33 protein-coding genes are annotated in these 25,456 nt (G+C 57.9%); 1 reads left to right on the top strand and 32 read right to left on the bottom strand.

The window, feature by feature from the left end; translation table 11 throughout:
- Positions 1-242 precede the first annotated feature (242 nt).
- From BM225_RS06610 to rpmC, 16 genes are all read right to left on the bottom strand, one after another.
- Positions 243-890 carry an adenylate kinase gene (locus BM225_RS06610; protein WP_072708031.1) on the bottom strand — a complete coding sequence of 216 codons (648 nt, stop codon included), beginning with the start codon at positions 888-890 and terminating at the stop codon, positions 243-245.
- Positions 887-2,251: a preprotein translocase subunit SecY gene (gene secY, locus BM225_RS06605; protein ID WP_083595740.1), complete on the bottom strand. Its 1,365-nt coding sequence runs from the start codon at positions 2,249-2,251 to the stop codon at positions 887-889. Before secY ends, BM225_RS06610 begins: the two co-directional genes overlap by 4 nt.
- A 104-nt stretch (positions 2,252-2,355) precedes the next feature.
- Positions 2,356-2,826 (bottom strand): 50S ribosomal protein L15, encoded by a 471-nt coding sequence (rplO, locus tag BM225_RS06600; RefSeq protein WP_072708032.1) that lies wholly within the window; start codon positions 2,824-2,826, stop codon positions 2,356-2,358.
- Positions 2,827-2,961: 135 nt separating this feature from the next.
- Positions 2,962-3,747: an MBL fold metallo-hydrolase gene (locus BM225_RS06595; RefSeq protein WP_072708034.1), complete on the bottom strand. Its 786-nt coding sequence runs from the start codon at positions 3,745-3,747 to the stop codon at positions 2,962-2,964.
- A 231-nt stretch (positions 3,748-3,978) separates the two neighbouring features.
- Positions 3,979-4,194, bottom strand: a complete 216-nt coding sequence (locus BM225_RS06590) for a DUF1127 domain-containing protein (RefSeq protein WP_072708035.1) — start codon at positions 4,192-4,194, stop codon at positions 3,979-3,981.
- A gap of 399 nt (positions 4,195-4,593) precedes the next feature.
- Positions 4,594-4,782, bottom strand: coding sequence for a 50S ribosomal protein L30 (gene rpmD / locus BM225_RS06585; RefSeq protein WP_072708037.1), 189 nt, complete (start codon positions 4,780-4,782; stop codon positions 4,594-4,596).
- A 12-nt stretch (positions 4,783-4,794) separates the two neighbouring features.
- On the bottom strand, positions 4,795-5,370 hold the full coding sequence (gene rpsE, locus BM225_RS06580) for a 30S ribosomal protein S5 (protein WP_072708039.1): 576 nt from the start codon (positions 5,368-5,370) through the stop codon (positions 4,795-4,797).
- 12 nt (positions 5,371-5,382) lie between these two features.
- Positions 5,383-5,742, bottom strand: a complete 360-nt coding sequence (gene rplR / locus BM225_RS06575; protein WP_072708041.1) for a 50S ribosomal protein L18 — start codon at positions 5,740-5,742, stop codon at positions 5,383-5,385.
- Between the two features lie 11 nt (positions 5,743-5,753).
- Positions 5,754-6,287, bottom strand: a complete 534-nt coding sequence (rplF, locus tag BM225_RS06570; RefSeq protein ID WP_072708043.1) for a 50S ribosomal protein L6 — start codon at positions 6,285-6,287, stop codon at positions 5,754-5,756.
- Between the two features lie 12 nt (positions 6,288-6,299).
- Complete coding sequence (gene rpsH / locus BM225_RS06565) at positions 6,300-6,692, bottom strand: 30S ribosomal protein S8 (RefSeq protein ID WP_072708044.1); 393 nt, start codon at positions 6,690-6,692, stop codon at positions 6,300-6,302.
- A 13-nt stretch (positions 6,693-6,705) separates the two neighbouring features.
- On the bottom strand, positions 6,706-7,011 hold the full coding sequence (gene rpsN, locus BM225_RS06560) for a 30S ribosomal protein S14 (protein ID WP_072708057.1): 306 nt from the start codon (positions 7,009-7,011) through the stop codon (positions 6,706-6,708).
- 17 nt (positions 7,012-7,028) lie between these two features.
- Positions 7,029-7,589, bottom strand: a complete 561-nt coding sequence (gene rplE / locus BM225_RS06555) for a 50S ribosomal protein L5 (protein WP_072708059.1) — start codon at positions 7,587-7,589, stop codon at positions 7,029-7,031.
- Positions 7,582-7,896 (bottom strand): 50S ribosomal protein L24, encoded by a 315-nt coding sequence (gene rplX / locus BM225_RS06550; RefSeq protein WP_072708061.1) that lies wholly within the window; start codon positions 7,894-7,896, stop codon positions 7,582-7,584. The genes rplE and rplX overlap by 8 nt, the downstream gene beginning before the upstream one ends.
- Positions 7,896-8,264, bottom strand: coding sequence for a 50S ribosomal protein L14 (rplN, locus tag BM225_RS06545; protein WP_072708063.1), 369 nt, complete (start codon positions 8,262-8,264; stop codon positions 7,896-7,898). Before rplN ends, rplX begins: the two co-directional genes overlap by 1 nt.
- A 67-nt stretch (positions 8,265-8,331) precedes the next feature.
- Entirely contained in the window at positions 8,332-8,565 is a 234-nt protein-coding gene (gene rpsQ / locus BM225_RS06540) for a 30S ribosomal protein S17 (protein WP_072708065.1), read from the bottom strand.
- A 15-nt stretch (positions 8,566-8,580) separates the two neighbouring features.
- On the bottom strand, positions 8,581-8,784 hold the full coding sequence (gene rpmC / locus BM225_RS06535; RefSeq protein ID WP_072708067.1) for a 50S ribosomal protein L29: 204 nt from the start codon (positions 8,782-8,784) through the stop codon (positions 8,581-8,583).
- 325 nt (positions 8,785-9,109) lie between these two features.
- Between rpmC and BM225_RS06525 the strand changes: the two genes are divergently transcribed.
- Complete coding sequence (locus BM225_RS06525) at positions 9,110-9,730, top strand: TIGR02466 family protein (protein ID WP_072708071.1); 621 nt, start codon at positions 9,110-9,112, stop codon at positions 9,728-9,730.
- A 157-nt stretch (positions 9,731-9,887) separates the two neighbouring features.
- Here the strand turns inward: BM225_RS06525 and rplP are convergent, their stop codons facing one another.
- The 16 genes from rplP to rpoC form a co-directional block, all read right to left on the bottom strand.
- Positions 9,888-10,301, bottom strand: a complete 414-nt coding sequence (gene rplP, locus BM225_RS06520) for a 50S ribosomal protein L16 (RefSeq protein ID WP_072708072.1) — start codon at positions 10,299-10,301, stop codon at positions 9,888-9,890.
- Positions 10,302-10,314: 13 nt separating this feature from the next.
- The gene (rpsC, locus tag BM225_RS06515) at positions 10,315-11,022 is read right to left on the bottom strand and encodes a 30S ribosomal protein S3 (RefSeq protein WP_072708074.1); all 708 of its coding nucleotides are present in this window, start codon (positions 11,020-11,022) and stop codon (positions 10,315-10,317) included.
- Positions 11,022-11,402 carry a 50S ribosomal protein L22 gene (rplV, locus tag BM225_RS06510; protein WP_072708076.1) on the bottom strand — a complete coding sequence of 127 codons (381 nt, stop codon included), beginning with the start codon at positions 11,400-11,402 and terminating at the stop codon, positions 11,022-11,024. The genes rpsC and rplV overlap by 1 nt, the downstream gene beginning before the upstream one ends.
- Positions 11,403-11,405: 3 nt before the next feature.
- A complete protein-coding gene (gene rpsS / locus BM225_RS06505) occupies positions 11,406-11,687 on the bottom strand; it encodes a 30S ribosomal protein S19 (protein WP_072708078.1) in 282 nt (93 codons plus the stop codon).
- A 3-nt stretch (positions 11,688-11,690) separates the two neighbouring features.
- Positions 11,691-12,533 carry a 50S ribosomal protein L2 gene (rplB, locus tag BM225_RS06500; protein WP_072708080.1) on the bottom strand — a complete coding sequence of 281 codons (843 nt, stop codon included), beginning with the start codon at positions 12,531-12,533 and terminating at the stop codon, positions 11,691-11,693.
- 236 nt (positions 12,534-12,769) lie between these two features.
- Positions 12,770-13,066 carry a 50S ribosomal protein L23 gene (locus tag BM225_RS06495; protein WP_072708082.1) on the bottom strand — a complete coding sequence of 99 codons (297 nt, stop codon included), beginning with the start codon at positions 13,064-13,066 and terminating at the stop codon, positions 12,770-12,772.
- Positions 13,063-13,680, bottom strand: coding sequence for a 50S ribosomal protein L4 (gene rplD, locus BM225_RS06490; protein ID WP_072708084.1), 618 nt, complete (start codon positions 13,678-13,680; stop codon positions 13,063-13,065). The genes BM225_RS06495 and rplD overlap by 4 nt, the downstream gene beginning before the upstream one ends.
- The gene (gene rplC / locus BM225_RS06485; RefSeq protein WP_072708086.1) at positions 13,677-14,402 is read right to left on the bottom strand and encodes a 50S ribosomal protein L3; all 726 of its coding nucleotides are present in this window, start codon (positions 14,400-14,402) and stop codon (positions 13,677-13,679) included. Before rplC ends, rplD begins: the two co-directional genes overlap by 4 nt.
- 10 nt (positions 14,403-14,412) lie before the next feature.
- Positions 14,413-14,721 (bottom strand): 30S ribosomal protein S10, encoded by a 309-nt coding sequence (gene rpsJ / locus BM225_RS06480; protein ID WP_072708088.1) that lies wholly within the window; start codon positions 14,719-14,721, stop codon positions 14,413-14,415.
- A gap of 152 nt (positions 14,722-14,873) precedes the next feature.
- Positions 14,874-16,049, bottom strand: a complete 1,176-nt coding sequence (gene tuf / locus BM225_RS06475) for an elongation factor Tu (RefSeq protein ID WP_092464012.1) — start codon at positions 16,047-16,049, stop codon at positions 14,874-14,876.
- 82 nt (positions 16,050-16,131) lie between these two features.
- Positions 16,132-18,249, bottom strand: coding sequence for an elongation factor G (fusA, locus tag BM225_RS06470; RefSeq protein WP_072708119.1), 2,118 nt, complete (start codon positions 18,247-18,249; stop codon positions 16,132-16,134).
- 24 nt (positions 18,250-18,273) lie between these two features.
- Positions 18,274-18,744 carry a 30S ribosomal protein S7 gene (rpsG, locus tag BM225_RS06465; protein WP_072708121.1) on the bottom strand — a complete coding sequence of 157 codons (471 nt, stop codon included), beginning with the start codon at positions 18,742-18,744 and terminating at the stop codon, positions 18,274-18,276.
- Between the two features lie 12 nt (positions 18,745-18,756).
- Positions 18,757-19,128: a 30S ribosomal protein S12 gene (gene rpsL / locus BM225_RS06460; protein WP_072708123.1), complete on the bottom strand. Its 372-nt coding sequence runs from the start codon at positions 19,126-19,128 to the stop codon at positions 18,757-18,759.
- A gap of 225 nt (positions 19,129-19,353) precedes the next feature.
- Positions 19,354-20,202 carry a glycosyltransferase gene (locus BM225_RS06455; protein ID WP_072708125.1) on the bottom strand — a complete coding sequence of 283 codons (849 nt, stop codon included), beginning with the start codon at positions 20,200-20,202 and terminating at the stop codon, positions 19,354-19,356.
- Positions 20,202-21,104, bottom strand: coding sequence for a DMT family transporter (locus BM225_RS06450; protein ID WP_072708127.1), 903 nt, complete (start codon positions 21,102-21,104; stop codon positions 20,202-20,204). Before BM225_RS06450 ends, BM225_RS06455 begins: the two co-directional genes overlap by 1 nt.
- A gap of 118 nt (positions 21,105-21,222) precedes the next feature.
- Positions 21,223-25,422, bottom strand: a complete 4,200-nt coding sequence (gene rpoC, locus BM225_RS06445; RefSeq protein ID WP_072708129.1) for a DNA-directed RNA polymerase subunit beta' — start codon at positions 25,420-25,422, stop codon at positions 21,223-21,225.
- Positions 25,423-25,456 lie beyond the last annotated feature (34 nt).

Raw genomic sequence — 25,456 nt, 5'->3', positions numbered from 1 at the left:
CGATTCCCCATAGAGTGCGCGTATGTAGGAAAGTTTTGAGGAAAGGTCAATAGCGCCACGGACCATTCTACTGCCGGTATGCATTTTCTCTGTTTTTGGTGAACAGCCATGCACACGGAGTAAATGATCAAACAGGTTGGGCCTATTGAGGAAGACCATACCGTGCCCTGCCCCCAAATGCAATGCGACCTCCGAGCATTTGCTGCATCGGAGGTCGCATCAATCAGTTTGTCTGGCTGGAATTAGCCTAGGATTTTGGCGATCTCTGCCTGAACGGCGTCGATCTCACCCAGACCGTTGACGCTGCTCAGGTCGCCCTTGGCGTAGTAGTACCCGATCAGCGGCGAAGTCTTTTTGTAGTACTCCATCAGACGCTGGCGGAGGCTGTCCTCGTTGTCGTCGGCGCGGCGCTTGAACTCGGTGCCACCACAGTTGGAACACTTGCCATCAGCTGGGATCGGCTTGGTGATGTCGTTGTAGACCTCACCACAATCGCCACAGGTCGAACGGGCGGTGATGCGCTGCACCAGTGCTTCGTCGTCCACGCGCATCTCGATCACGGCATCCAACTTGGCGCCCATGGCGGTCAGCAGATCACCCAGAGCGTCCGCCTGCGCCAGCGTGCGGGGGAAGCCGTCAAAGATGAAACCACCTTCGCTCCCCTGCTCCAGCTTTTCGCGGATCAGGCCGATGACGATCTCGTCGGTGACGAGCTGGCCGGCGGCCATGACAGCAGCAACCTTCTTGCCCATCTCGCTGCCCGACGCCTGAGCTTCGCGCAGCATGTCGCCGGTGGAGAGTTGGACCATGCCGCGCTCTTCGACCAGTTTACGTGCCTGGGTGCCTTTGCCTGCGCCCGGAGGCCCGAGAAGGATAATGTTCGTAGTCATCGACGTGCGGGTCCTTTGCGTTTTGCGCGCTTGGAGCCGCGGCCGCGAAGCTGCGACTTCTCGATCAAGCCTTCATACTGGTGGGCCAGAAGGTGCGACTGCACTTGCTGGATGGTGTCCATGGTCACCGACACAACGATCAGAACCGAGGTACCACCGAAGTAGAACGGAATAGCCAGCTGGCTGCGGATGATTTCGGGCAGCAGACAGACGAACGCCAGATAAGCCGAGCCCAGAACCAGCACGCGGTTCACGACGTATTCGAAGTATTGCGCGGTCTTTTCGCCGGGGCGAATGCCGGGCACAAAGCCGTTCTGGTTCTTCAGGTTGTCGGCCACGTCATCGGTCTTGAACGCCACGTTGTGGGTGTAGAAGTACGCGAAGAACACGATCATGCCAGCGAAGAACAGCAGATACAGCGGTTGGCCGGGGCCAAAATACGCCAGAATAGTCGAGAGAACCGGACCGGTCGAGTTGCCCGAGAAGGTCGCGATGGTGGTCGGCAGCAGCAGCAGCGACGACGCAAAGATCGCGGGGATCACGCCAGCGGGGTTGACCTTGATCGGCAGGTGCGAGGTGCCACCGTCGTACACTTTCATGCCCACCTGACGGCGGGGGTACTGGATGTGAATCTTGCGCAGGCTGCGCTCGAGGAACACCACAAAGGCGATCAGGGCGATCATCATGACGATCACACCGATGATCACAGCGGGGCTGATCGCGCCCGAACGGCCTTGGCTCAGGAACTGGGCCAGTGCTGCGGGGATTTCCGCGATGATACCAACAAAGATGATCAGCGAGATGCCGTTGCCGATGCCGCGCGCGGTGATCTGTTCACCCAGCCACATCAGGAACATGGTGCCGCCGACCAGCGTAATCACGCAGGACGCGACAAAGAACATGCCGGGAGTGTGCACCAGATCGCCAGCCTCAAGGCTTTTGGCCAGACCAAAGGCCTGGAACGTGCCGATAAGCACGGTGGCGTAGCGGGTGTACTGGTTGATTTTCTTGCGACCCTGTTCGCCTTCTTTCTTCAGCTGCTCCAACGAGGGGACCAGCGCAGTCAGAAGCTGAACGATAATCGAGGCCGAGATGTAGGGCATAATGCCGAGGGCAAAGATACCCATGCGGCTGATTGCGCCACCCGTAAACATGTTCAGGATGCCGCCGAGACCGGCAGCCGCGCCGTCCATGAAGTTACGCAGTGCGTTGCCGTCGATACCGGGCACCGGAATATAGGTGCCGAGGCGGTAGACGATCAGAAGCCCGAGAGTAAAAAAGATGCGGCTACGAAGATCAGCGGCCTTGCCCAATGCGGCCCAACTGGTGTTCGCCGCCATTTGCTCTGCTGCAGATGCCATTTGCGGTCTCTTTCATGACAGCGCCGCCAAAGCAGTTCCCCTGCTTGGCGGCGCTTTGGAAAACTAGGTACGATGTAAGCGGCAGGGGCGCCGCTCACAACACCTTATTCAGCCGCCGCAGCAGCAACCTTCAGCGAGCCGCCTGCTTTTTCGACAGCTTCGATAGCCGACTTCGAAGCACCGGTGACTTCGATGTTCAGAGCGGAGGTGATTTCACCTTTCGCCAGAACACGAACACCGTCCAGCTTGCGGCGTACCAGACCCGAGGCGATCAGAGCGTCTTCGGTGACGGGCTGAGCTGCATCGATCTTGCCAGCTTCGACGAATTTCTGGATCAGGCCCAGGTTTACAACAGCGAATGCCTTGCGGTTGGGCTTGTTGAAGCCACGCTTGGGCAGGCGCTGGTACAGGGGCATCTGGCCGCCTTCGTAGCCGTTGATGGCCACACCCGAACGCGATTTCTGACCTTTGATACCACGGCCAGCCATCTTGCCTTTGCCCGAGCCGGGGCCACGGGCTACGCGTTTTTTCTTGGGCGCTGCGCCCGGATTGTCACGGAGTTCGTGCAGTTTCATGTCGCTTCTCCTTTGCCGGATGTGCCCCCCAGCGACGGATGGGACAAACGCGGCTTAGATAAAAATAAAGGTGGCCCTGAATCAGAGCCACCCGCGGCGTTTACACGCCTCATTGTATTTTGGCAAGGGCGCCGCTTAGGCGTGGTCAGCACCGCCGTACCAGTCGCCCATCCGGACCTCTGCGTTGTCCCCCACCAGCGACGCAAACTCTTCGAGATCCGAGTAGGTCTTGTCCTTGTTCCGGAAGTGATAGGGATAGACGACGGCGGGTTTGAAGGCCGCAACACCTTGCGCCGCTTGCTCGATCCCCATGGTAAAGGGCAGGTTCATGCAGACAAACGCAAGATCGATGTCGGTGAGCGCTTCCATCGCTGGGGTCACTTCGGTGTCGCCCGAGATATAAACTTTGAAATCACCCATGGTCAGCACGTATCCGTTATCGCGCCCCTCTGGATGAAAGTTCGCCCGCTCTTCGGTGGTGTTGTAGGCGGGGATCGCATCAATTGTGATCCCGTTGAAGTTTGCCGAGTCGCCGTTCGCGACCGAGGTCGCCTTGGCTTTCATGCCTTCGTCCAGCATCTCGTAGACTGCGGGGTTGGTGATCATGGTCGTTTTCTCGACCGCGAGCGCGGACAGGGTCTCGGCGTTGTAGTGGTCCCCGTGTTCGTGGGTGATCAAGATCAGGTCGGGCTCTGGGAAGTCTGCGTAGTGCGCGGCATCGCCCACCGGATCCACGTAAATCACGCCCATGGGCGTCTCCATCACGATCGACGCGTGCTCAATCGGGTGGATGGTCAGAGGCCCCTGCCCTGTCTCGAATGTGTTCATGCCGTGAGCGGCGGCTTGGGCGGTAAAGGGCATAACTGCAATCATCCCTGCGGCTGCGGTGGTCGCCATAAAGGCACGTCGTGAAATGGTCATAAAAGAAGCCTCCTGTTTGATCCAAAGGTATCGGCAGGACGCAGCGGGACCAATCACGAAGGCGTGACGTAGAAACGCCCCCTAGAACGGGTCCAGGAGGCGTTTGGATTGCACTTATTAAACAAGTCACGAGCACTAGGGAAATGTTCGGCCCTGCGCCCGTCACGCTCAGGGAGGAGGAGAAGCGTGACGTAGGGAGGAGGAGAAGCGCGGGGCCTAACCGAGAATTCTTTAGACCTTCGCTGCTTCCTGAGCGGCGATGGTGGGGATGTCCATGCGGCTGATACCGATGTCGTTCAGTTCACGATCCGACAGCAGGGCCAGTTCGTTGTAGCAGCGGTTATAGGCTGCGCGGCGAGCGCGGAACGATTTGATCGCTTCGATGGCGACATTGAAACGCTCGGCAGCGTGGAAACCGGTGCGGGAGGGTGCGTGTACAAATGCCATTTTCGATTTTCCTTCGTAACGGAGCGGGGCGTATTCCCCGAGGTCTGTGTTGTGTCTTTTCGTCTTTGGACAACCCTTAGATACGACACAGTGGTGGCGCTAACAATTTCCGGTTTGGTCTGCCCGTTATGCAGTTGCAGCATGACTTGCGTCTTGAAAGCTGAATCCGATGCGCATGGATCAGATCAGCCATGCGTGGGGCGCTCAAATCCCGTATTTTAGGGCAATTCGGCGTACCGCGGTATGCGAAGCGGGCGGAATCAGGGTTCGGCCCCCAGCGCCTACTTACAGATTCTCGGCGTCTGATTCCTGCGATTCCGCGAATCTATGCTGCAAGCGCGAAACGCAAAACGCCCCGCAGTTTCCTGCGGGGCGTTTGCTGTCATGTGAAGGGTGCGATTAGCCGCGCTCTTCGATGATCTCGACCAGGTGCGGGATCTTCCGAACCATGCCGCGGATCGAAGGAGTATCCTCGAGCTCACGGGTCTTGTGCATCTTGTTCAGACCCAGACCGATAAGGATCTGGCGCTGAACTGCAGGGCGGCGGATCGGGCTGCCGATCTGCTTAACAACGATGGTCTTTGCCATGTGTCCGTCTCCTTACGCTTCTGCCGATGCTTCTGCTTCCGCAGGAGCTTCGTCATACTTGTGCAGGATGTCTGCAACCTTCTTGCCACGGCGCTGTGCCACCTGACGGGGCGAAGCTTCGAGGCTCAGAGCGTCGAGAGTTGCGCGGATCATGTTATAGGGGTTCTGCGAGCCAATCGACTTCGCAACAACGTCCTGAACACCCAGCATCTCGAACACAGCGCGCATCGGACCACCTGCGATGATACCGGTACCCTGGGGGGCGGTACGCATCACAACGCGGCCTGCACCGTGACGACCTTCGATGTCGTGGTGAAGGGTACGACCTTCACGCAGCGGCACGCGGATCATCTTGCGCTTTGCTTGCTCAGTGGCTTTGCGGATCGCCTCGGGTACTTCTTTCGCTTTACCCTTGCCGAAGCCTACGCGGCCTTTTTGGTCGCCGACAACCACCAGAGCAGCGAAGCCAAAGCGCTTACCACCCTTAACGGTTTTCGACACACGGTTGATCGCCACCAGACGATCGGCGAATTCCGGGGTTTCTTCGCGCTCGTTGCGGCGATCCCGGCGGTTTTCACGTTCTGCCATATCGTCTTCTCCTTAGAACTTCAGTCCGCCCTCACGGGCGGCATCGGCCAGCGCCTTGATGGTGCCATGGAAGAGATAGCCACCACGATCGAAGTAGCATACTTCCACGCCAGCGGCCTTGGCACGCTCGGCGATGAGGGCACCAACCTTGGCGGCGGCTTCCTGGTTGTTCTTGCCTGCGAGACCCAGGTCTTTTTCCTGGCTCGAAGCGGCGGCGAGGGTGCGTCCCTGAAGGTCGTCGATCAGCTGAACGCTGATGTTCTTGTTCGAGCGATACACCGAGAGGCGGGCACGACCATCGGCCATTTTCCGCAGTTTGTTCCGAACGCGCTGGCGACGCTTCAGAAACAGGGTACGTTTGCTGTTTGCCATCTTTCGCGTCCTTACTTCTTCTTGCCTTCCTTCTGGAAGATGTACTCGCCACGGTACCGGATACCCTTGCCTTTGTAAGGCTCGGGGCGGCGCCATTCGCGAATCTTCGCAGCGGTTTCACCTACCAATTGAGCATCGATCCCTTCCAGGACGATCTCGGTGGGCTTGGGCGTGGTTGCGGTCACACCAGCAGGGATCGCGAAGTCAACATCGTGCGAGTAGCCGAGGTTAAGACGGATCGAGTTGCCCTGCACCTGAGCACGGTAACCAACACCGACGATTTCCAGCTCTTTTTTGAAGCCTTCAGTAACGCCGTTGACGAGGTTCGCGATCATGGTGCGGCTCATGCCCCACTGCTGACGCGCGCGCTTCGACGAACCGCGAGGATCAACAGAGACAGTGTTGCCGTCGATGGTGATGGTGACATCATCGGTAGCAGTGAAGGTCAGGGTACCCTTGGGGCCCTTTACTTCAATGGTCTGGCCCGAAAGCGACGCCGAAACGCCGGAGGGCAGCTCGACCGGTTTCTTACCAATACGAGACATTACGAGACCTCCTTAGAATACGGTGCAGAGCACTTCGCCGCCAACATTGGCGTGACGTGCAGCTGCATCCGACATTACACCCTTCGGAGTCGAAACGATCGAAACACCCAGGCCCTGACGGACTTCGGGGATTTCTTTCGCGCCCATGTAGACGCGACGACCGGGCTTCGACACACGCTTGATCTCACGGATCACGGGAGCGCCTTCGTAGTACTTCAGAGAGATTTCGATGGCCGGGTGGCCGCTCTCGTCAGTGGTTTTCTCGTAGCCACGGATGTAGCCCTCATCGAGGAGCACATCCAGAACCCAGCCGCGGAGCTTCGAAGCGGGGGTGGTCACAGTGGACTTGCCGCGCATCTGAGCGTTACGGATACGGGTGAGCATATCGCCGAGAGGATCGTTCATTCTATATCTCCTCTTACCAGCTCGATTTCACCAGGCCGGGGGCCTGACCGTTGGAGCCCAGTTCGCGCAGCGCGATACGGCTTACCTTCAGCTTACGGTAGTAAGCGTGGGGACGGCCGGTCAGCTGGCAGCGGTTGTGCAGGCGGGTCGCCGAGCTGTTGCGCGGCAGTTTCGCAAGCTGGAGGCGCGCTTTGAAACGCTCTTCCATCGACTTGCTTTCGTCATTCGCGATCTCTTTCAGAGCGGCGCGCTTGGCTGCGTATTTCGCGACCAGGCGTTCACGCTTCTTCTCGCGTTCGATCATTGCTTTCTTAGCCATGTCTTACCCTTTCGCGATTACGCGTTGAACGGCATGTTGAAGTGCTTGAGCAGCGCCTTCGCTTCACCGTCAGTTTTCGCAGTGGTACAGATGATGATGTCCATACCCCAAACTTCGTCTACTTTGTCGAAGTTGATTTCGGGGAAGACGATGTGTTCCTTCAGGCCCATGGCGAAGTTGCCACGACCATCAAAGGACGGCTTCACACCACGGAAGTCGCGGATACGGGGCATCGCGATGGTGATCAGACGATCAAGGAATTCATACATCCGGTCGCCACGCAGGGTGACTTTTGCGCCAAGAGGCATGCCTTCACGTACGCGGAAGCCAGCGATCGACTTCTTTGCTTTGGTGATGACGGCCTGCTGACCAGCGATTGCGGACAGGTCTTCCTGAGCCGATTTCGCCTTCTTGGAGTCGCGAACCGATTCAGCACCGGCACCAATGTTCAGAACGATTTTGTCCAGCTTAGGGAGCATCATCTCGTTCTTGTAGCCAAACTCTTCCATGAGAGCGGCTTTGATGGTTTCGCGGTACTGAGCCTTCAGACGCGGGGTGTAGTTTGCGGTATCAAGCATCGATCACTTCCCCCGATTTCTTGGCAAAACGGACCTTCTTGTCACCTTCCATGCGGAAGCCGACGCGGGTCGCACCACCCTCTTTGGGGTCGACGAGCGCGAGGTTCGACAGCTGGATCGGAAGCGCTTTGGGCAGACGGCCACCCTGAGCGTTCTGGGTCTGACGAGTGTGACGGATGGCCATGTTAACGCCTTCGACAACGGCTTTGCCCGACTTGGGGTCTACCGAAGTGATGGTGCCTTCTTTGCCCTTGTCCTTACCGGCAAGAACGATGACCTTGTCACCTTTACGGAGTTTCGCAGCCATTACAGCACCTCCGGGGCGAGCGAGATGATCTTCATGAAGTTTTTGGCGCGCAGTTCGCGAACGACCGGGCCAAAAATACGGGTGCCAACAGGCTCGCCGTTGTTGTTGAGGATCACCGCGGCATTGCGGTCAAAGCGGATGGCGGTGCCATCTTCGCGACGTACTTCCTTGGCGGTACGAACGACTACGGCCTTACGGACGTCGCCTTTCTTAACACGGCCGCGCGGAATAGCTTCTTTGACGGATACGACGATGATGTCGCCGACCGAAGCGTATTTGCGCTTGGAACCACCGAGGACCTTGATGCACTGAACTCGGCGTGCGCCCGAGTTATCAGCGACATCCAGATTGGTCTGCATCTGGATCATTTGGTTTCTCCGGACCTTTGGGGAGGCTTAGGGGCCTGAACCCCCAGGGTTTCTCTCAGCTGAGAGCTCAAGCTTTCGCCAGAACTTCCCAACGCTTGGTTTTCGAGTAAGGCGCGCATTCGATGATGCGGACGAGATCACCAACTTTGTAGGCGTTCTCTGCGTCGTGTGCGCGGTACTTCTTCGACTTCTTGATGGTCTTCTTAAGCACGGGGTGCTTAAAACGACGCTCTACGCGAACGGTGATGGTTTGCTCGTTCGCGTCGCTGGTCACGGTGCCTTGCAGGATACGTTTGGGCATTCTTCAGAGCTCCGCTTATTCAGCAGCCGCTTGCGCGGCCTTTTCGTTGAGGATGGTCAGGACACGAGCGGTGTCGCGCTTTACCTGACGCATACGTGCGGTGTTTTCGATTTGGCCCGTGGCCTGCTGGAAACGCAGGTTGAAGGCTTCTTTCTTAAGAGCCGTCAGGTCCTCGCGGAGCTGATCGGGCGTCTTGCCACGCAGTTCTTGGGCGTTCATTCGCCTTATCCTTTCAACATCACCGGCGGGCCCTTTGGGGGTAACCCGTGATCCGGTGGAGGTTCGTTTAGGGAACACAAATCCTACGCCGAAGCGCAGAGATGGGTTCCACTACATGTCATTCAGGTGAAAGGCAACCGATTCCTTCGAAAAACTTGGGGTTTCCGAAGAACTGCCGCGACTGGCGGGCAATCGTTGCGATGCGACGATGAAAGCATACTGCCCCCTCTTGCGCAATAGGACGAGAAAGCAGAAGTGTGGGGCAACGCGCACGTCCACGGCGCCCGCACTGATAAAAGGCGCCCACCAGCCCAAAGAGGACACCATGGCAGAGATCTCTTCGCTCTTCGTCACCCGCCTGTACCACGCCAAATTGTCCGAGCATGAGCCCGTGATTGATCCTCAAGAGCTGGAGGATTCCTGCGTCGCGATCGCCGAAGACGACGATGCTGGTCTCGAGTGGTGCGAGCAGAATGGCTATCCCGGTTACACCAGCTACGCCTCCCTGACCGACCTGCCGTGGCGGTCCCCGATCTTTGCTGATCTTGTGAAAGCACTGGACGCCCACGTGGCGGCCTTTGTCGAGGATCTGGAGTTCGACCTTGGCGACAAGAAACTGGTGCTCGAGGATATCTGGATCAACATCCTGCCCGAAGGTGGCATCCACACCTCGCACATCCACCCGCACTCGGTAATCTCTGGCACAACCTACGTGTACATGCCCGAAGGGTCCAAAGCGATTAAGTACGAAGACCCACGCCACATCATGATGATGGCCTCTCCGATCCGCAAGAAAGATTGCCGTGACGAGTTGAAGACCTTTGTCTACCGCGCACCCGAAGTGGGCGATGTGCTGCTATGGGAAAGCTGGCTTCGGCATGAGGTGCCCATGAACATGGCAGAGGATGACCGCATTTCAGTGAGCTTCAACTACAAGTGGGAATAAACCCCGCCCTTCCCCGCTAAGAGCCAAAGGCCGATGCACCCGCATTGGCCTTTTTCTTTGAACAGTTCCCCGTCCACGGGGGACGGGGCCAAAGAAAAACCCCCGCCGATGGCGGGGGCTTCTCAATTCTTGGAACGCAGCAATAACTGCGACCCGATTACCAGTCCTCGCGGACCACAACGCGGGTCTTGATCGGCAGCTTCATCGCAGCGAGGCGCAGTGCCTCTTGTGCGATCTCTTCGTCCACACCGTCGATCTCGAACATGATACGGCCAGGCTTGACCTTGGCGACCCAACGGTCAACCGAGCCCTTACCTTTACCCATACGAACTTCGATGGGCTTTGCGGTGACGGGCATATCCGGGAAGATACGGATCCAGACGCGACCCTGACGCTTCATGTGACGGGTCATCGCACGACGTGCAGCTTCGATCTGACGCGCAGTGATACGCTCGGGCTCAATGGCTTTCAGGCCATAGGTCCCGAAGTTCAGGTCAGAACCGCCTTTTGCTTGACCGTGGATACGGCCTTTGTGCATTTTGCGGAATTTAGTACGCTTTGGTTGAAGCATTTCTCATCCCTCCTTAGCGACGACCGCCAGCACCGCGAGGTGCAGGGCCATCCTGGAGTTCCTGGGCCTTACGGTCGCGTGCCGACGGATCGTGCTCCATGATGTCACCTTTGTAGATGAACACCTTGATGCCGATGATACCGTAGGGAGTCGACGCTTCGGCGTGTGCATAATCGATGTCAGCGCGCAGGGTGTGCAGGGGCACGCGGCCTTCGCGGTACCATTCGGTACGTGCGATTTCAGCGCCACCCAGACGGCCTGCGATGTTCACGCGGATACCACCGGCGCCCATGCGCATCGCGTTCTGAACCGCACGCTTCAGCGCACGACGGAACGAAACACGACGTTCCAGCTGCTGAGCAATCGACTCGGCAACCAGCATGGCGTCCAGCTCGGGCTTGCGAACTTCTACGATGTTCAGGTGCAGTTCGCTGTCGGTCATTGCCGCCAGTTTCTTGCGCAGAACCTCGATGTCAGCACCTTTCTTACCGATGATAACACCGGGGCGCGCGGTGTGAATGGTCACACGGCACTTCTTGTGCGGACGCTCGATGATCACGCGAGCGATGCCCGCCTGCTTGCACTCTTTTTTGATGAACTCGCGGATGCGGATGTCTTCCAGCAGAAGATCACCGTAGTCCTTCGACTCTGCGAACCAACGGCTATCCCAAGTGCGGTTCACCTGAACGCGCATACCGATGGGGTTTGTTTTGTTACCCATTAGGCTTGCTCCTCGACCTGGCGGACCTTGATGGTGATTTCCGAGAACGGCTTCATGATCTTGCCGAAGCGACCACGGGCACGGGGACGACCGCGCTTCATGACCAGGTTCTTACCAACGTAAGCTTCTGCGACGATCAGCTCGTCAACGTCCAGACCGTGGTTGTTCTCGGCGTTTGCGATGGCCGACTGAAGGCATTTCTTCACGTCGATCGCAACACGCTTGTTCGAAAAGGTCAGGTCTGTCAGAGCCTTTTCCACCTTCTTGCCGCGGATCAGCTGAGCAACAAGGTTGAGCTTCTGCGGGCTGGTGCGAAGCATGCGCAGTTTTGCCATTGCTTCGTTGTCCGCCACGCGACGGGGATTCTTTTCCTTACCCATGGCTTATTTCCGCTTCGCTTTTTTGTCAGCCGCGTGACCGTAGTAGGTACGGGTCGGCGAGTATTCACCGAACTTCTGGCCGATCATGTCTTCAGTGATCATCACTGGGATGTGCTTCTGGCCGTTGTAAACGCCGAAAGTCAGACCCACGAACTGGGGCAGAATCGTCGAGCGACGCGACCAGATCTTGATAACATCGTTGAGGCGGCCCGAGTCGCGAGCTGCCGCGGCCTTCTTGAGGACGTAAGCGTCGACAAAAGGCCCTTTCCATACAGAGCGTGTCATCGATTAGCGACCCTTCTTCTTGGCGTGACGCGAGCGCAGGATGAGCTTCTGCGATGCCTTATTAGTGTTGCGGGTACGCGCACCTTTGGTCGGTTTACCCCAAGGAGTAACGGGGTGACGACCACCAGAGGTACGGCCTTCACCACCACCGTGGGGGTGGTCGATCGGGTTCATAACGACACCACGAACCGAAGGACGGATGCCCTTGTGGCGGTTACGACCGGCTTTACCGATGTTCTGGTTGCTGTTGTCGGGGTTCGACACGGCGCCAACGGTTGCTAGGCATTCCTGACGGACCATGCGCAGTTCGCCCGACGACAGGCGGATCTGTGCGTAGCCGCCGTCACGACCAACGAACTGTGCATAAGCACCTGCAGCGCGGGCAATCTGACCGCCTTTGCCGGGCTTAAGTTCGATGTTGTGAACGATGGTACCGATGGGCAGACCCGAGAAGGGCATTGCGTTACCGGGCTTGATGTCTGCTTTCGCGGACGAAATCACGGTATCGCCAACGCTCAGACGCTGGGGTGCCAGGATGTATGCCTGTTCGCCGTCTTCATAGCGGATCAGCGCGATGAATGCGGTGCGGTTAGGGTCGTATTCAATGCGCTCTACAGTCGCGGCAACGTCGAACTTGCGACGCTTGAAGTCCACGATACGGTAGAGACGCTTTGCCCCGCCGCCTTTGCGGCGCATGGTGATCCGTCCGGTGTTGTTCCGGCCGCCTTTCTTGGTCAGACCCTCAGTGAGAGCCTTAACCGGGCGACCTTTCCAAAGCTCCGAACGGTCGATCAGAACCAGCCCGCGCTGGCCAGGCGTTGTCGGTTTGTACGACTTGAGTGCCATGGTTACTGTCTTCCGTTTGCTTTGTGGCCCCCACCATGAGGACCCTTTCACATAAATCACAGGCCCCAGAACGAATCTGGGGCCGTGAGATTACAGCGAGGTACCAGATAAAACTCGGGGCGTCCATACACAGCCTCGGGTTTTATGCCCTTTGGCCGATTGGCGGGCCCTACCCTCGCCCCATACAAAAAGGCCCCCGCAAGTGCGGAGGCCTTTCTGTGAACTAATTCAACCGATTAGAGACCGGTCGAGACGTCGATGGTGTTGCCCTCTTCGAGAGTGACATACGCCTTTTTTACGTCCTTGCGACGGCCCGCGATACCGCGGAAACGCTTGGTTTTACCCTTCGCAATGGTGGTGTTGACCGCTTTGACCTTCACACCAAAGAGAGCTTCGACAGCTTCTTTGATCTGGGGCTTATTCGAGTCGATTGCCACTTCGAAAACGACAGCGTTGTTTTCCGACGCCATGGTGGTTTTCTCGGTGATAACCGGCTTGCGGATCACGTCGTAGTATTCGGGTTTCGCGTTCATTTCAGGCGAGCCTCCAGTGCTTCGACACCTGCTTTGGTAAGAACCAGAGTGTCACGCTTCAGGATGTCATAAACGTTCGCGCCCATCGACGGCAGGATGTCCAGACCTTCGATGTTTGCTGCTGCCTTCTTGAAGCCCTCGTTCACCGATGCGCCATCGATGATCAAAGCGCGCTTCCAGCCCAGGTTCTTTACCTGCTTGGCCAGTGCTGCGGTCTTACCTTCGGTTTCGGCGTTCTCGATGATGACCAGTTCACCGGCTTTTGCTTTCGCGCTCAGCGCGTGCATCAGACCCAGCTTACGGACCTTCTTGGGCAGGTCGTGGCCGTGGCTACGCGGGGTCGGACCTTTGTAGATGCCACCCTTGCGGAAGATAGGCGCCTTGCGCGAACCGTGACGAGCACCACCGGTACCCTTCTGACGGTAGATCTTCTTGGTCGAGTACGACACTTCGGTGCGGGTCTTCACCTTGTGGGTGCCGGCCTGCGCGTTGTTGCGCTGCCAACGTACCACACGGTGCAGGATGTCCGCGCGAGGCTCCAGACCGAAGATTGCTTCGTCCAGATCCAGAGTGCCCGCAGCACCGGCGTCGAGGTTGATCACATCAATTTTCATGCTTCACCCCCTTCCGAAGCTTCAACAGCAGGAGCTGCTTCGGCTGCGGCGGATTTCAGAGCTGCCGGGAAAGGAACGCCTTCGGGCAGTTTCTTTTTCACGGCGTCTTTCACGGTGACCCAGCCACCTTTGGAGCCGGGAACAGCGCCCTTCACCATGATCAGACCACGGTCTGCATCGGTGCGGACAACTTCCAGGTTCTGAGTGGTAACGCGGACAGCACCCATGTGGCCTGCCATCTTCTTACCCTTGAAAACCTTGCCCGGGCCCTGACACTGACCGGTCGAACCGTGCGAACGGTGGCTGATCGAGACACCGTGCGACGCACGCAGACCGCCAAAGTTGTGACGCTTCATAGCACCCGCGAAGCCCTTACCGATCGAGGTACCCGACACGTCGACCTTCTGGCCTTCGAGGAAGTGCTCTGCCGAGATTTCGGCGCCGACTTCGATCAGGTTCTCTGCGGAAACGCGGAATTCGCAAACTTTGCGCTTGGGCGCAACGTTGGCAGCCGCGAAGTGGCCACGCATTGCTTGGCTGGTGCGCTTTGCTTTCGCGGCGCCAGCACCAAGCTGAACTGCGGTGTAACCGTCACGCTCGCTGGTGCGCTGAGCGACAACCTGCAGGCTTTCCAGCTGCAGTACGGTTACGGGGATCTGCTTGCCGTCTTCCATGAAGAGACGGGTCATGCCGACCTTTTTAGCGATGATACCAGAACGCATAATCGCCCCCTTATACCTTGATCTCGACGTCAACACCCGCCGCCAGGTCGAGCTTCATCAGCGCGTCCACGGTCTGCGGGGTAGGATCGACGATGTCGAGCATGCGCTTGTGGGTGCGGATCTCGAACTGGTCACGGGATTTTTTGTTCACGTGAGGGCCACGCAGAACGGTGAATTTTTCGATCTTGTTCGGCAGCGGAATCGGACCACGCACTTGGGCGCCGGTACGTTTCGCGGTGTTGACGATTTCCTGAGTGCTGGCGTCCAGCACGCGGTAGTCAAACGCCTTGAGCCGAATGCGAATGTTTTGGCCTTGCATAGGTAGAAGCCTTTCGCGGCGTTGGAGTTGATAGGAGGACTCGGAGGCTCATTCCGCCGGCCCTCTTCGAACCCGATAGTCTGGGTCTAGCGACTATACAGAGGCGCACCCTTTAGGGGGTGCGCCGCCGTTTGACAAGTCGAATTTTTTGCTTACGCGAGGATTTTCGAGACAACGCCCGAACCAACGGTGCGGCCACCTTCGCGGATCGCGAAGCGGAGGCCTTCTTCCATCGCGATCGGCGCGATCAGTTCTGCCGACAGCTTCAGGTTGTCGCCGGGCATAACCATCTCGGTGCCCTCGGGCAGGATGCAGGTACCGGTGACGTCAGTGGTACGGAAGTAGAACTGCGGACGGTAGTTCGCGAAGAACGGAGTGTGACGGCCGCCTTCTTCCTTGGTCAGAATGTAGACCTCGGCTTCGAACTTGGTGTGCGGGTTCACCGAACCGGGCTTACACAGAACCTGACCACGCTCAACAGCTTCACGGTCAACGCCGCGCAGCAGGGCGCCGATGTTGTCGCCTGCTTCACCGCGATCCAGCAGCTTGCGGAACATTTCAACACCGGTACAGGTGGTGGTCTGGGTGTCCTTGATACCAACGATCTCGATCGAGTCGCCAACGTTGATCACGCCACGCTCAACACGGCCGGTCACAACGGTACCACGACCCGAGATCGAGAACACGTCTTCGATCGGCATCAGGAAGGGCTGGTCAACAGCGCGCTCGGGCTCGGGGATGTAGTCATCCACAGCAGCCATCAGCTCTTTGATCTTGTCTTCGCCGATGTTCGCGTCACGGCCTTCCAGTGCGGCCAGAGCCGAACCTGCAACGATCGGAATATCGTCGCCGGGGAAGTCGTATTCGCTGAGCAGTTCGCGGATTTCCATTTCGACGAGCTCGAGAAGCTCTTCGTCGTCAACCTGGTCAACTTTGTTCATGAACACGACCAGCGCGGGAACGCCAACCTGACGCGCCAGCAGGATGTGCTCGCGGGTCTGGGGCATCGGGCCGTCTGCTGCGTTCACAACCAGAATGCCGCCGTCCATCTGCGCCGCACCGGTGATCATGTTCTTCACATAGTCAGCGTGGCCGGGGCAATCGACGTGCGCGTAGTGACGGTTTTCGGTCTCATACTCAACGTGTGCGGTCGAGATGGTGATGCCGCGTGCCTTTTCTTCGGGCGCGCCGTCGATCTGGTCGTACGCTTTGAAGTCACCGAAGTACTTGGTGATCGCTGCGGTCAGAGTGGTCTTACCGTGGTCAACGTGACCAATGGTGCCGATGTTGACGTGCGGTTTGCTACGCTCAAACTTTTCCTTTGCCATGATGGCCTCCTATCAGTTTCGGAGCGGCGTCAAGAACGCCGTGAATTTCCTGTGGGAAAGGCGGGCAATGCCCGCCAGTCCGTTATGCGTATTTCTTCTGGATCTCGTCCGAGAGGTTCTGCGGAACCGGATCGTAGTGGTCGAACAGCATGGTGAACTGTGCACGGCCGGAAGACATCGAACGCAGGTTGTTGATGTAGCCGAACATGTTCGCCAGAGGAACGAACGCGTTGATCGCAACAGCGTTACCGCGAGGCTCCTGGCCGGTCACCTGACCACGACGCGAGGTCAAGTCGCCGATGATGCCACCGGTGTAATCCTCGGGGGTGATGACTTCGACTTTCATCACAGGCTCGAGGAGTTTCGCACCAGCTTTACGGAGACCTTCACGCATTGCTGCGCGTGCCGCGATTTCGAACGCCAGAACGCTCGAGTCAACGTCGTGGTAAGCACCGTCGATCAGCTTCACTTTGAAGTCGATTACGGGGAAGCCTGCCAGCGGGCCGCTATCCATAACCGAGGTGATGCCTTTTTCAACGCCAGGGATGTATTCCTTGGGAACCGAACCACCAACGATCGCCGATTCGAAGCTGTAGCCTTCGCCTGCTTCGGTCGGAGTGATGACCATTTTAACACGTGCGAACTGACCCGAACCACCCGACTGTTTCTTGTGGGTGTAGTCGATTTCGGCTTCGTGCGAGATGGTTTCGCGATAGGCCACCTGAGGTGCACCAATGTTCGCTTCAACCTTGAATTCGCGCTTCAGACGATCGACCAGAATGTCGAGGTGGAGTTCGCCCATGCCCTTCATGATGGTCTGACCGGACTCGATGTCGGTCTCGACGCGGAACGAAGGATCCTCTGCTGCCAGACGCTGCAGACCCATGGACATCTTTTCCTGGTCGCCTTTGGTCTTCGGCTCGATCGCGATTTCGATAACCGGATCGGGGAAGGTCATGGTTTCCAGAACGACAGGGTCCTTGGGATCGCAAAGGGTATCACCAGTGGTGGTGTCCTTCAGGCCGCCAAGCGCGATGATGTCGCCGGCAAATGCCTCTTCGATCTCTTCGCGGTTGTTCGAGTGCATCATCATCATACGACCGACGCGCTCTTTCTTGCCTTTGGTCGAGTTCTGGATCGAGTCGCCCTTGGACAGAACACCCGAGTAGACACGAACAAAGGTCAGCGAGCCAACGAAGGGGTCGTTCATGATTTTGAACGCCAGACCCGAGAAAGCCATGTTGTCATCCGCACGACGTGCGATGTTACGAGTTTCTTCCTCGTCGCCGGGTTTGAAGCCCATGTAATCAACAACATCCAGTGGGCTGGGAAGGTAGTCGATCACAGCGTTGAGCAGAGGCTGAACGCCTTTGTTCTTGAACGCCGAGCCACCCAGAACAGGAACGAAGTCCAGAGCCAGAGTACCCTTGCGCAGCAGTTTACGCAGAGTTGCAACGTCGGGCTCTTCGCCTTCGAGGTAGGCTTCCATCGCGTCGTCGTCTTGCTCAACGGCCGCTTCGACCATCTTGCCACGCCACTCGTCAGCCTGATCCTTCAGTTCGTCACGAATGTCGACCTGAACCCAGGATGCGCCCAGGTCTTCACCCTTCCAGAGCCACTCTTTCATGGTGACCAGATCGATCAGACCTTCCAGTTCGTTCTCTGCACCGATGGGCAGACCAACGGGAACAGCGCGCGCGCCGGTACGGTCTTCGATCATGTTCACGCAGTTAAAGAAGTCTGCGCCGATCTTGTCCATCTTGTTGACAAACACGATACGCGGAACCTTGTAGCGGTCAGCCTGACGCCACACGGTTTCGGTCTGGGGCTCAACACCGGCGTTTGCGTCAAGAACACAAACGGCACCGTCGAGAACGGCGAGCGAACGCTCCACCTCGATGGTGAAGTCAACGTGACCGGGAGTGTCGATGATGTTCAGGCGGTGCTTGGGCGAGTCAGCATTTTCGCCATCTTCGGTGCGTTCCCAGAAAGTGGTGGTCGCCGCCGAGGTGATGGTGATGCCGCGCTCTTGCTCTTGCTCCATCCAGTCCATGGTCGCTGCGCCATCGTGCACTTCGCCGATGTTGTGCGACTTACCGGTGTAGAACAGGATACGCTCGGAACAGGTGGTCTTACCTGCGTCGATGTGCGCCATGATCCCGAAGTTACGATATAGGTCGAGGGGATATTCGCGTGCCATTGGGTAGGGTGTCCTAGGCTAGAGTTACCAGCGATAGTGGCTGAAGGCTTTGTTAGCTTCTGCCATCTTGTGGGTGTCTTCGCGCTTCTTAACAGCGGTACCGCGGCTGTTAACAGCGTCCAAAAGTTCGCCAGCCAGGCGCTCTTCCATGGTGTTCTCGTTACGAGCACGCGATGCAGTGATCAACCAGCGGATCGCCAGCGCTTCACGGCGCTCGGGGCGCACTTCAACGGGAACCTGGTAGGTTGCACCACCAACACGACGCGAGCGAACCTCGACCGACGGTTTGATGTTGTCGAGCGCTTCGTGGAACACTTCGACAGGTGCGCGCTTGGCTTTCGCCTCAACACGGTCGAGCGCGTTGTAGACGATTTTCTCGGCGGCAAATTTCTTGCCGTCGATCATCAGGTTGTTCATGAATTTGGTAAGAACGCGATCGCCAAATTTGGCGTCGGGCAGAACTTCGCGCTTCTCAGCGGCGTGACGACGAGACATTCTCTAATCCCCTTACTTCGGACGCTTCGCGCCGTACTTCGAGCGGCGCTGCTTACGGTCTTTAACGCCCTGGGTATCCAGAACACCGCGCAGGATGTGGTAACGCACACCGGGAAGGTCTTTTACACGACCGCCACGGATCAGGACCACCGAGTGTTCCTGCAGGTTGTGCTTTTCACCCGGAATGTAGCTGATCACCTCAAAGCCATTGGTAAGACGCACTTTGGCAACCTTACGCATAGCCGAGTTCGGCTTCTTCGGAGTGGTTGTATAGACGCGAGTGCAGACGCCGCGTTTTTGCGGACACGCCTGCAGGTGCATCGACTTCTGAGATCTGACTTTGGGCTGCCGCGGCTTGCGGATCAGCTGTTGGATCGTTGGCATTCCGGTTCTTTCCCCGTGTTGCAACACATGTTCATTTTCAAACGCGCCTCACGCCCTTCGCAAAACGCAAAAACCGCATACGCCCCCCGAAACGGGGAACGACGCGGTGGGTATCCAGAGGATCGGGCGAATTACCGCCGGATCTTGACCGCTACAGTTCTGATGGAGGCCGCGGGCGCACCCCGGCCATGAGTGCGCGCTAATTAGAGGGAGTCGGACAGGTTGTCAACATCCCAGCTTTTTGCGCGCAGGACATAGCCGCCATCGGGTTTCCAAGCGGTCTAAATCGAGGCCAAACCTCTCCTCTATCTTGGCGGGAATGTCAAATGGATCGATGCGGAATTTCTGCAATTTCCGATTTTCTACCGCACTGTCGTTATCATCATGCGCACCGCGGATAAACATGGGCTCGTCTACGTTCGATATTACCGGAAAGCGCTGCCATAGGCGTAAATGGCGGGTATCCAGCAGACTTTTGGGATGATCGGGGCGATTTACCATCACCAGCGCAGGCGTCCACAAACGCGCGAGCACTGGCGAAATGTCCAATCCGCTGCGCTGTGCCCGCAATACAAAGCCCTTGGCAAAGTCGAGTGCCGCCCGTTTTTCTGGGCTGGCATCCGCCAGAGCCGCGACAGCTGGAGCCAATTTACGGAGTCTTTCCACAAAATCACCCGCAACAGCATCATCGTCATCAAGCCTAAATTCGGCCACCCAATCCGCTGATTTATCCCGCGCCTCCAACATGAGTCGGCGGCACAGGTCAGAGTGATTCTGCCCCTCGGGTTCAAAGCGCAGATCGACTTGGGGGACATCATCGACCGCCGCTTCCAATCGCGCCCGCCATTTCGGGGGCATTTGATCCCCTGCCAAAACAACCACGCGAAATCCGGTATCCGTCTGACGCTTGAGCGACGGAATTACCAAATCTTCGAAGAAGTAGAAGCGCCCCTCGAGCCGGGTCTCGTCATAGAGATACGCGCGCTGCCCGTCGGCATCGGCATGATCCTTCTGAAAAGCCTCGAGGTTCGATGGATAGGAAAACCTGCTCAGCCCTAGGATCTGTAGCCGCATTAGCGCCCTCCTCTGGCAAGGTTGCGTGGGCTCAGCCTGCGCCCCACGATGGCCTCGCGATACAACATGTAAATTCCGCTAGCGACAACGATACCGCCTCCGATCAATGTCAGAGGATGGGGCCAGTCGCCAAAGACAACCCACCCGAGGATAAGCGCCCAAATCAGGCCCGTATACCGAAATGGTGCAATGAAAGAGATATCGCCTATCCGCATGACCATTACACTGAATGCGTAACCTCCGACGATGCTGGTCGTGGCGGCGAGTAAAAGGCCGATTTCGGTCAACGCCATTGGCTCCCACGTTGCGGGGAGCTGTAGTGCACCGAAAAACACCATGACCCCAGCCGCAGACGTGACAGTGACGGTTATTGACGGCACGGCCTGACTGACGAGCCGTGTCGATAGGTCCCTGAGGGTCACGCAGAGCACCGCCATGAGCGCATAGACCGAGTATTGGTTGAACCCCTCGGTTCCAGGCCGGACAATGAGCAGCACCCCGATAAAGCCGATCAAGATCGTGGACCCGCGCCGCCAGCCAAAAGGCATCCCCATAAAGAGCGCCGCCCCGAGCGTAACTGTCAGAGGTAAGGTCTGCAGGATCGCCGTCGCATTGGCGAGGGGCATGTGAAAGAGCGCAGTTAAGAAGAAGTAAGCTGCGCTCGCCTCGCCGATCGCGCGAAGACTGACCCACTTCATATCGCGGCGAGACATGCGGAAATCGAGTTGTCCCATGAAATGCGCCATGACCGCCAGCGCGGCTGTCGCCAGCACCCCGCGGATGAAGAGCAGCTGAAACAAGGGGACTTCGCCCGCCAGCGTCTTGAGCGCGGTATCGTTCAATGTGAAGCCAACCATCGCCAGCATCATCAAACCAGCGCCGCGCATGTTTTCGGAAATCATTACAGGCCCTGCCCTTTGTCGTACCGCAAATCAGTGCACCAAGGACCCAGCAAAGAAAAGACCCGGCAGGTGGGTATACCTGCCGGGTCCGTGATTACATTTTTGTGATCTCAGGCGATCAGTCGTCCGAACCTTCGGGTGTCGGTGCTGCCAGAGCCGCGGCCTTCTCGGCCTCGATCCGGCGCGCATCGATCACCACGTTGTCGCGGTCGTAAGCAATCTTGCGCACGCGCGAGGTTGCACCACCGGTACCGGCGGGGATCAGACGACCAACGATGACGTTCTCTTTCAGGCCGACCAGTGTATCGCGTTTGCCCTGTACCGATGCTTCGGTAAGGACGCGGGTGGTCTCCTGGAACGAGGCCGCCGAGATGAAGCTGCGGGTCTGCAGCGACGCCTTGGTGATACCCAGCAGGATCGGTTCGCCCTTGGCGGGGCGGCCGTTCTTGCTGATGGCCTTTTCGTTGGCTGCGTCGAACTCTGCCTTGTCCACATGCTCACCCTTGAGAAGGGTGGTGTCACCGCTGTCGAGGATTTCCCATTTCTGCAGCATCTGACGAACGACAACTTCGATATGTTTGTCGTTAATCTTCACACCCTGCAGACGGTAAACGTCCTGGACCTCGTTGATCATGTAGTTTGCCAGAGCCTCGATGCCCATGATCGACAGAATGTCGTGGGGCGCCGGGTTGCCGTCCATGATGTACTCACCCTTGGCAATGAAGTCACCTTCCTGAACAGGAATGTGCTTGCCCTTGGGCACCATGTATTCGACGGGCTCCTGACCATCGTTGGCAGGCTCGATCGTGATGCGACGCTTGTTCTTGTAGTCGCGGCCAAAGCGCACGTAACCATCGATTTCGGCGATGATCGCGTGGTCTTTGGGGCGACGTGCTTCGAACAGTTCCGCAACGCGGGGCAGACCACCGGTAATGTCCTTGGTTTTGGTGCCTTCGCGCGGGATACGCGCCACGACGTCACCAGCCGAGATGTCCTGACCTTCTTCGACCGACAGAATTGCGTCCACCGACATCGGGTAGGCAACGGGGTTGCCAGCATCGTTGCGGATGGGTTCGCCGCTTTCTGCGTCGACAATCAGGATTTCCGGCTTCAGCTCGTTGCCTTTGGGGGCAGCGCGCCAGTCGGACACGATCTTCTGGGTCATACCAGTCGCATCGTCGGTAACTTCGCGGACCGACACACCGTTGGTCAGGTCGACCAGACGTGCCTTACCCGAACGCTCTGCGATGATCGGCAGAGTGAAGGGGTCCCACTCGAACAGTTTCGCGCCACGTACGACATCGGTGCCTTCGGTCACGAACAGCTTGGTACCATACCCCAGCTTGTAGCTGGCCAGTTCCGCGCCGTCGCTGCTTTCAACGACCAACTGCATGTTCCGGCCCATCACGATCACCTCGTCCGAGGTGTTCTTGATGGTGTTCGGGTTGCGGAAGACGATCTTACCGTCATGGCCCGCTTCCTGGAACGACTGCTGACCACCCTGCGCAACGCCGCCAATGTGGAACGTACGCATGGTCAGCTGTGTACCGGGTTCACCGATCGACTGCGCCGCGATGATACCAACGGCTTCGCCTTGGTTCACCATGGTGCCGCGTGCAAGGTCACGGCCATAGCACATTGCACAAACGCCATCTTCGGCTTCACAGGTCAGCGGCGAACGGACGCGTGCGGACTGGACACCGGCTTCGCCGATACGATCCGCCAGACGTTCGTCGATCAGAGTACCGATCGCTGCGATCACGTCATCAGTGCCGGGTGCGCAGATGTCCTCTGCCGCGGTACGGCCCAGAATACGCTCGGGCAGCGACGACACGACTTCACCATCGTTCACGGCCGCTTCAACGGTCACGGCTTTGTCAGTGCCACAGTCATGCTCGCGCACGATGCAGTCCTGAGCCACGTCCACCAGACGACGGGTCAGGTAACCCGAGTTCGCCGTTTTCAGAGCAGTATCCGACAGACCCTTACGGGCACCGTGGGTCGAGTTGAAGTACTCGAGAACGGTCAGACCTTCTTTGAAGTTCGAGATAATGGGCGTCTCGATGATGTCGCCATTCGGCTTCGCCATCAGGCCGCGCATACCACCCAGCTGCTTCATCTGCGTAACCGAGCCACGCGCACCAGAGTGAGCCATCATGTAAACCGAGTTCGGTTCCATTTCGGCGCCATTCTCGTCCGTCTTAGAGGCCGAGATGGTGTTCATCATCGCGTCGGTGACGTTGTCGTTACAACGGGTCCAGGCGTCGATCACCTTGTTGTACTTTTCGCCCTGAGTGATCAGGCCGTCCATGTACTGCTGCTCGAAGCCTTTGGCCTGCTCGCGGGTAGCTTCCACGATGTCCCACTTGTTGTCGGGGATCACCATGTCGTCTTTGCCGAACGAGATGCCAGCCTTGAACGCCTGACGGAAGCCGAGGGTCATGATCTGGTCACAGAAAATAACCGACTCTTTCTGGCCGCAGTAACGGTAAACGGTGTCGATGACCTGCTGCACTTCTTTCTTACGCAGCAGACGGTTGACCAGCGCGAAAGGCGCCTTGGCGTTCTGGGGCAGAAGGTTGCCCAGAAGCACACGGCCGGGGGTGGTTTCGAAGCGCTGGTACACTTCCAGACCATCCTCGTCGATCTGCTTGACGCGGGCAGTGACTTTGGCGTGCAGGTGCACTTCGCCGGAGTCCAGAGCGTGCTGGACTTCGTCGAGCGACGAGAACGCCATGCCTTCGCCCTTCATGCCGTCGCGCTGCAGGGTCACGTAGTAGAGACCCAAGATCATATCCTGCGAAGGAACGATGATCGGCGCGCCGTTTGCGGGCGACAGAACGTTGTTGGTCGACATCATCAGGACGCGCGCTTCCAGCTGGGCCTCGAGGCTCAAGGGAACGTGCACAGCCATCTGGTCACCGTCGAAGTCAGCGTTGAACGCCGAACAAACCAGCGGGTGCAGCTGGATCGCCTTACCTTCGATCAGAGTGGGTTCGAATGCCTGAATACCAAGACGGTGCAGCGTAGGCGCACGGTTCAGCATGACAGGGTGTTCGCGGATCACTTCGTCGAGGATATCCCAAACTTCGGGACGCTCTTTTTCGACCAGCTTCTTCGCCTGCTTCACGGTGCTCGACAGGCCTTTGGCCTCGAGGCGCGAGTAGATGAAGGGCTTGAAGAGCTCGAGCGCCATCTTCTTGGGCAGACCACACTGGTGCAGCTTGAGCTCCGGACCGGTCACGATGACCGAACGGCCCGAGAAGTCCACCCGCTTACCCAGAAGGTTCTGACGGAAGCGGCCCTGCTTACCTTTCAGCATGTCGGACAGCGACTTCAGCGGACGCTTGTTCGCGCCGGTGATGACGCGGCCACGGCGACCGTTGTCGAACAGCGCGTCCACAGCTTCTTGCAGCATACGCTTTTCGTTGCGCACGATGATGTCGGGCGCACGCAGTTCGATCAGACGCTTCAGACGGTTGTTCCGGTTGATCACGCGGCGGTACAGATCGTTCAGATCCGAAGTCGCAAAGCGGCCACCATCCAGCGGAACCAGCGGACGCAGTTCCGGCGGGATCACGGGGATCACGGTCATGATCATCCACTCGGGGCGGTTGCCCGACTCGAGGAAGGATTCAACGACTTTCAGACGCTTGATGATCTTCTTGGGCTTCAGTTCACCAGTTGCCTCGGCCAGATCAGCGCGCAGCTGCTCTGCTTCGGATTCCAGATCGATCGCAGCCAGCATTTCGCGGATCGCTTCAGCACCGATGTTGGCGGTGAAGGCGTCCATGCCGTACTGGTCCTGAGCATCCATGAACTCTTCTTCGGTCATCATCTGGCCGTAGGTCAGGTCAGTCAGACCGGGCTCGATGACAACGTAGTTTTCGAAGTAGAGAACGCGTTCCAGATCACGCAGGGTCATATCCAGCATCAGGCCGATGCGCGAAGGCAGCGACTTGAGGAACCAGATGTGCGCGCAAGGTGCAGCCAGCTCGATGTGGCCCATACGCTCGCGGCGCACTTTCTGCAGGGTAACTTCAACGCCGCACTTTTCACAGACGACGCCGCGGTACTTCATGCGCTTATATTTGCCGCAAAGGCATTCGTAGTCTTTGATCGGGCCAAAGATACGCGCGCAGAACAGACCGTCACGCTCGGGCTTGAACGTACGGTAGTTGATGGTCTCGGGCTTTTTGATTTCGCCGTACGACCAAGACAGGATCCGCTCGGGCGATGCGAGCGAGACTTTGATCTCGTCGAATTGCTTCGCCGGGGTGAGCGGGTTGAACGGGTTGTTCGTCAGTTCCTGGTTCATGTCATATTCCTTGAATGAGGACGAAAGGGGTTAA

The sequence above is a fragment of the Donghicola eburneus genome, assembly GCF_900115865.1.
In the GTDB taxonomy this organism is placed as follows: domain Bacteria; phylum Pseudomonadota; class Alphaproteobacteria; order Rhodobacterales; family Rhodobacteraceae; genus Donghicola; species Donghicola eburneus.
This window is presented reverse-complemented; position numbering and strand designations above follow the sequence as displayed.

Bases quoted from the DNA above. Each gene is read 5' to 3' on its own strand.
- rplX (WP_072708061.1), bottom strand. From the start codon at position 7,896: ATGGCTGCGAAACTCCGTAAAGGTGACAAGGTCATCGTTCTTGCCGGT.
- rpsQ (WP_072708065.1), bottom strand. From the start codon at position 8,565: ATGCCCAAACGTATCCTGCAAGGCACCGTGACCAGCGACGCGAACGAG.
- rplV (WP_072708076.1), bottom strand. From the start codon at position 11,402: ATGGGTAAGGAAAAGAATCCCCGTCGCGTGGCGGACAACGAAGCAATG.
- rpmC (WP_072708067.1), bottom strand. From the start codon at position 8,784: ATGAACGCCCAAGAACTGCGTGGCAAGACGCCCGATCAGCTCCGCGAG.
- rplB (WP_072708080.1), bottom strand. From the start codon at position 12,533: ATGGCACTCAAGTCGTACAAACCGACAACGCCTGGCCAGCGCGGGCTG.
- secY (WP_083595740.1), bottom strand. From the start codon at position 2,251: ATGGCATCTGCAGCAGAGCAAATGGCGGCGAACACCAGTTGGGCCGCA.
- tuf (WP_092464012.1), bottom strand. From the start codon at position 16,049: ATGGCAAAGGAAAAGTTTGAGCGTAGCAAACCGCACGTCAACATCGGC.
- BM225_RS06495 (WP_072708082.1), bottom strand. From the start codon at position 13,066: ATGAACGCGAAACCCGAATACTACGACGTGATCCGCAAGCCGGTTATC.
- BM225_RS06595 (WP_072708034.1), bottom strand. From the start codon at position 3,747: ATGACCATTTCACGACGTGCCTTTATGGCGACCACCGCAGCCGCAGGG.
- rpsS (WP_072708078.1), bottom strand. From the start codon at position 11,687: ATGACACGCTCTGTATGGAAAGGGCCTTTTGTCGACGCTTACGTCCTC.
- BM225_RS06610 (WP_072708031.1), bottom strand. From the start codon at position 890: ATGACTACGAACATTATCCTTCTCGGGCCTCCGGGCGCAGGCAAAGGC.
- rpsH (WP_072708044.1), bottom strand. From the start codon at position 6,692: ATGAACGATCCTCTCGGCGATATGCTCACCCGTATCCGTAACGCTCAG.
- rpsL (WP_072708123.1), bottom strand. From the start codon at position 19,128: ATGCCAACGATCCAACAGCTGATCCGCAAGCCGCGGCAGCCCAAAGTC.
- rplC (WP_072708086.1), bottom strand. From the start codon at position 14,402: ATGCGTTCTGGTATCATCGCTAAAAAGGTCGGCATGACCCGTCTCTTC.
- BM225_RS06590 (WP_072708035.1), bottom strand. From the start codon at position 4,194: ATGGCATTTGTACACGCACCCTCCCGCACCGGTTTCCACGCTGCCGAG.
- rpoC (WP_072708129.1), bottom strand. From the start codon at position 25,422: ATGAACCAGGAACTGACGAACAACCCGTTCAACCCGCTCACCCCGGCG.
- BM225_RS06525 (WP_072708071.1), top strand. From the start codon at position 9,110: ATGGCAGAGATCTCTTCGCTCTTCGTCACCCGCCTGTACCACGCCAAA.
- rplN (WP_072708063.1), bottom strand. From the start codon at position 8,264: ATGATCCAGATGCAGACCAATCTGGATGTCGCTGATAACTCGGGCGCA.
- rplE (WP_072708059.1), bottom strand. From the start codon at position 7,589: ATGCTTGATACCGCAAACTACACCCCGCGTCTGAAGGCTCAGTACCGC.
- rpsN (WP_072708057.1), bottom strand. From the start codon at position 7,011: ATGGCTAAGAAAGCAATGATCGAACGCGAGAAGAAGCGTGAACGCCTG.
- rpsJ (WP_072708088.1), bottom strand. From the start codon at position 14,721: ATGCAAGGCCAAAACATTCGCATTCGGCTCAAGGCGTTTGACTACCGC.
- rpmD (WP_072708037.1), bottom strand. From the start codon at position 4,782: ATGGCAAAGACCATCGTTGTTAAGCAGATCGGCAGCCCGATCCGCCGC.
- rpsE (WP_072708039.1), bottom strand. From the start codon at position 5,370: ATGGCAGAACGTGAAAACCGCCGGGATCGCCGCAACGAGCGCGAAGAA.
- rplD (WP_072708084.1), bottom strand. From the start codon at position 13,680: ATGAAAATTGATGTGATCAACCTCGACGCCGGTGCTGCGGGCACTCTG.
- BM225_RS06455 (WP_072708125.1), bottom strand. From the start codon at position 20,202: ATGCGGCTACAGATCCTAGGGCTGAGCAGGTTTTCCTATCCATCGAAC.
- rpsG (WP_072708121.1), bottom strand. From the start codon at position 18,744: ATGTCTCGTCGTCACGCCGCTGAGAAGCGCGAAGTTCTGCCCGACGCC.
- rplP (WP_072708072.1), bottom strand. From the start codon at position 10,301: ATGCTTCAACCAAAGCGTACTAAATTCCGCAAAATGCACAAAGGCCGT.
- rplR (WP_072708041.1), bottom strand. From the start codon at position 5,742: ATGGCAAACAGCAAACGTACCCTGTTTCTGAAGCGTCGCCAGCGCGTT.
- BM225_RS06450 (WP_072708127.1), bottom strand. From the start codon at position 21,104: ATGATTTCCGAAAACATGCGCGGCGCTGGTTTGATGATGCTGGCGATG.
- fusA (WP_072708119.1), bottom strand. From the start codon at position 18,249: ATGGCACGCGAATATCCCCTCGACCTATATCGTAACTTCGGGATCATG.
- rplO (WP_072708032.1), bottom strand. From the start codon at position 2,826: ATGAAACTGCACGAACTCCGTGACAATCCGGGCGCAGCGCCCAAGAAA.
- rplF (WP_072708043.1), bottom strand. From the start codon at position 6,287: ATGTCTCGTATTGGTAAGAAACCGGTCGAGCTGCCCTCCGGCGTTTCG.
- rpsC (WP_072708074.1), bottom strand. From the start codon at position 11,022: ATGGGTAACAAAACAAACCCCATCGGTATGCGCGTTCAGGTGAACCGC.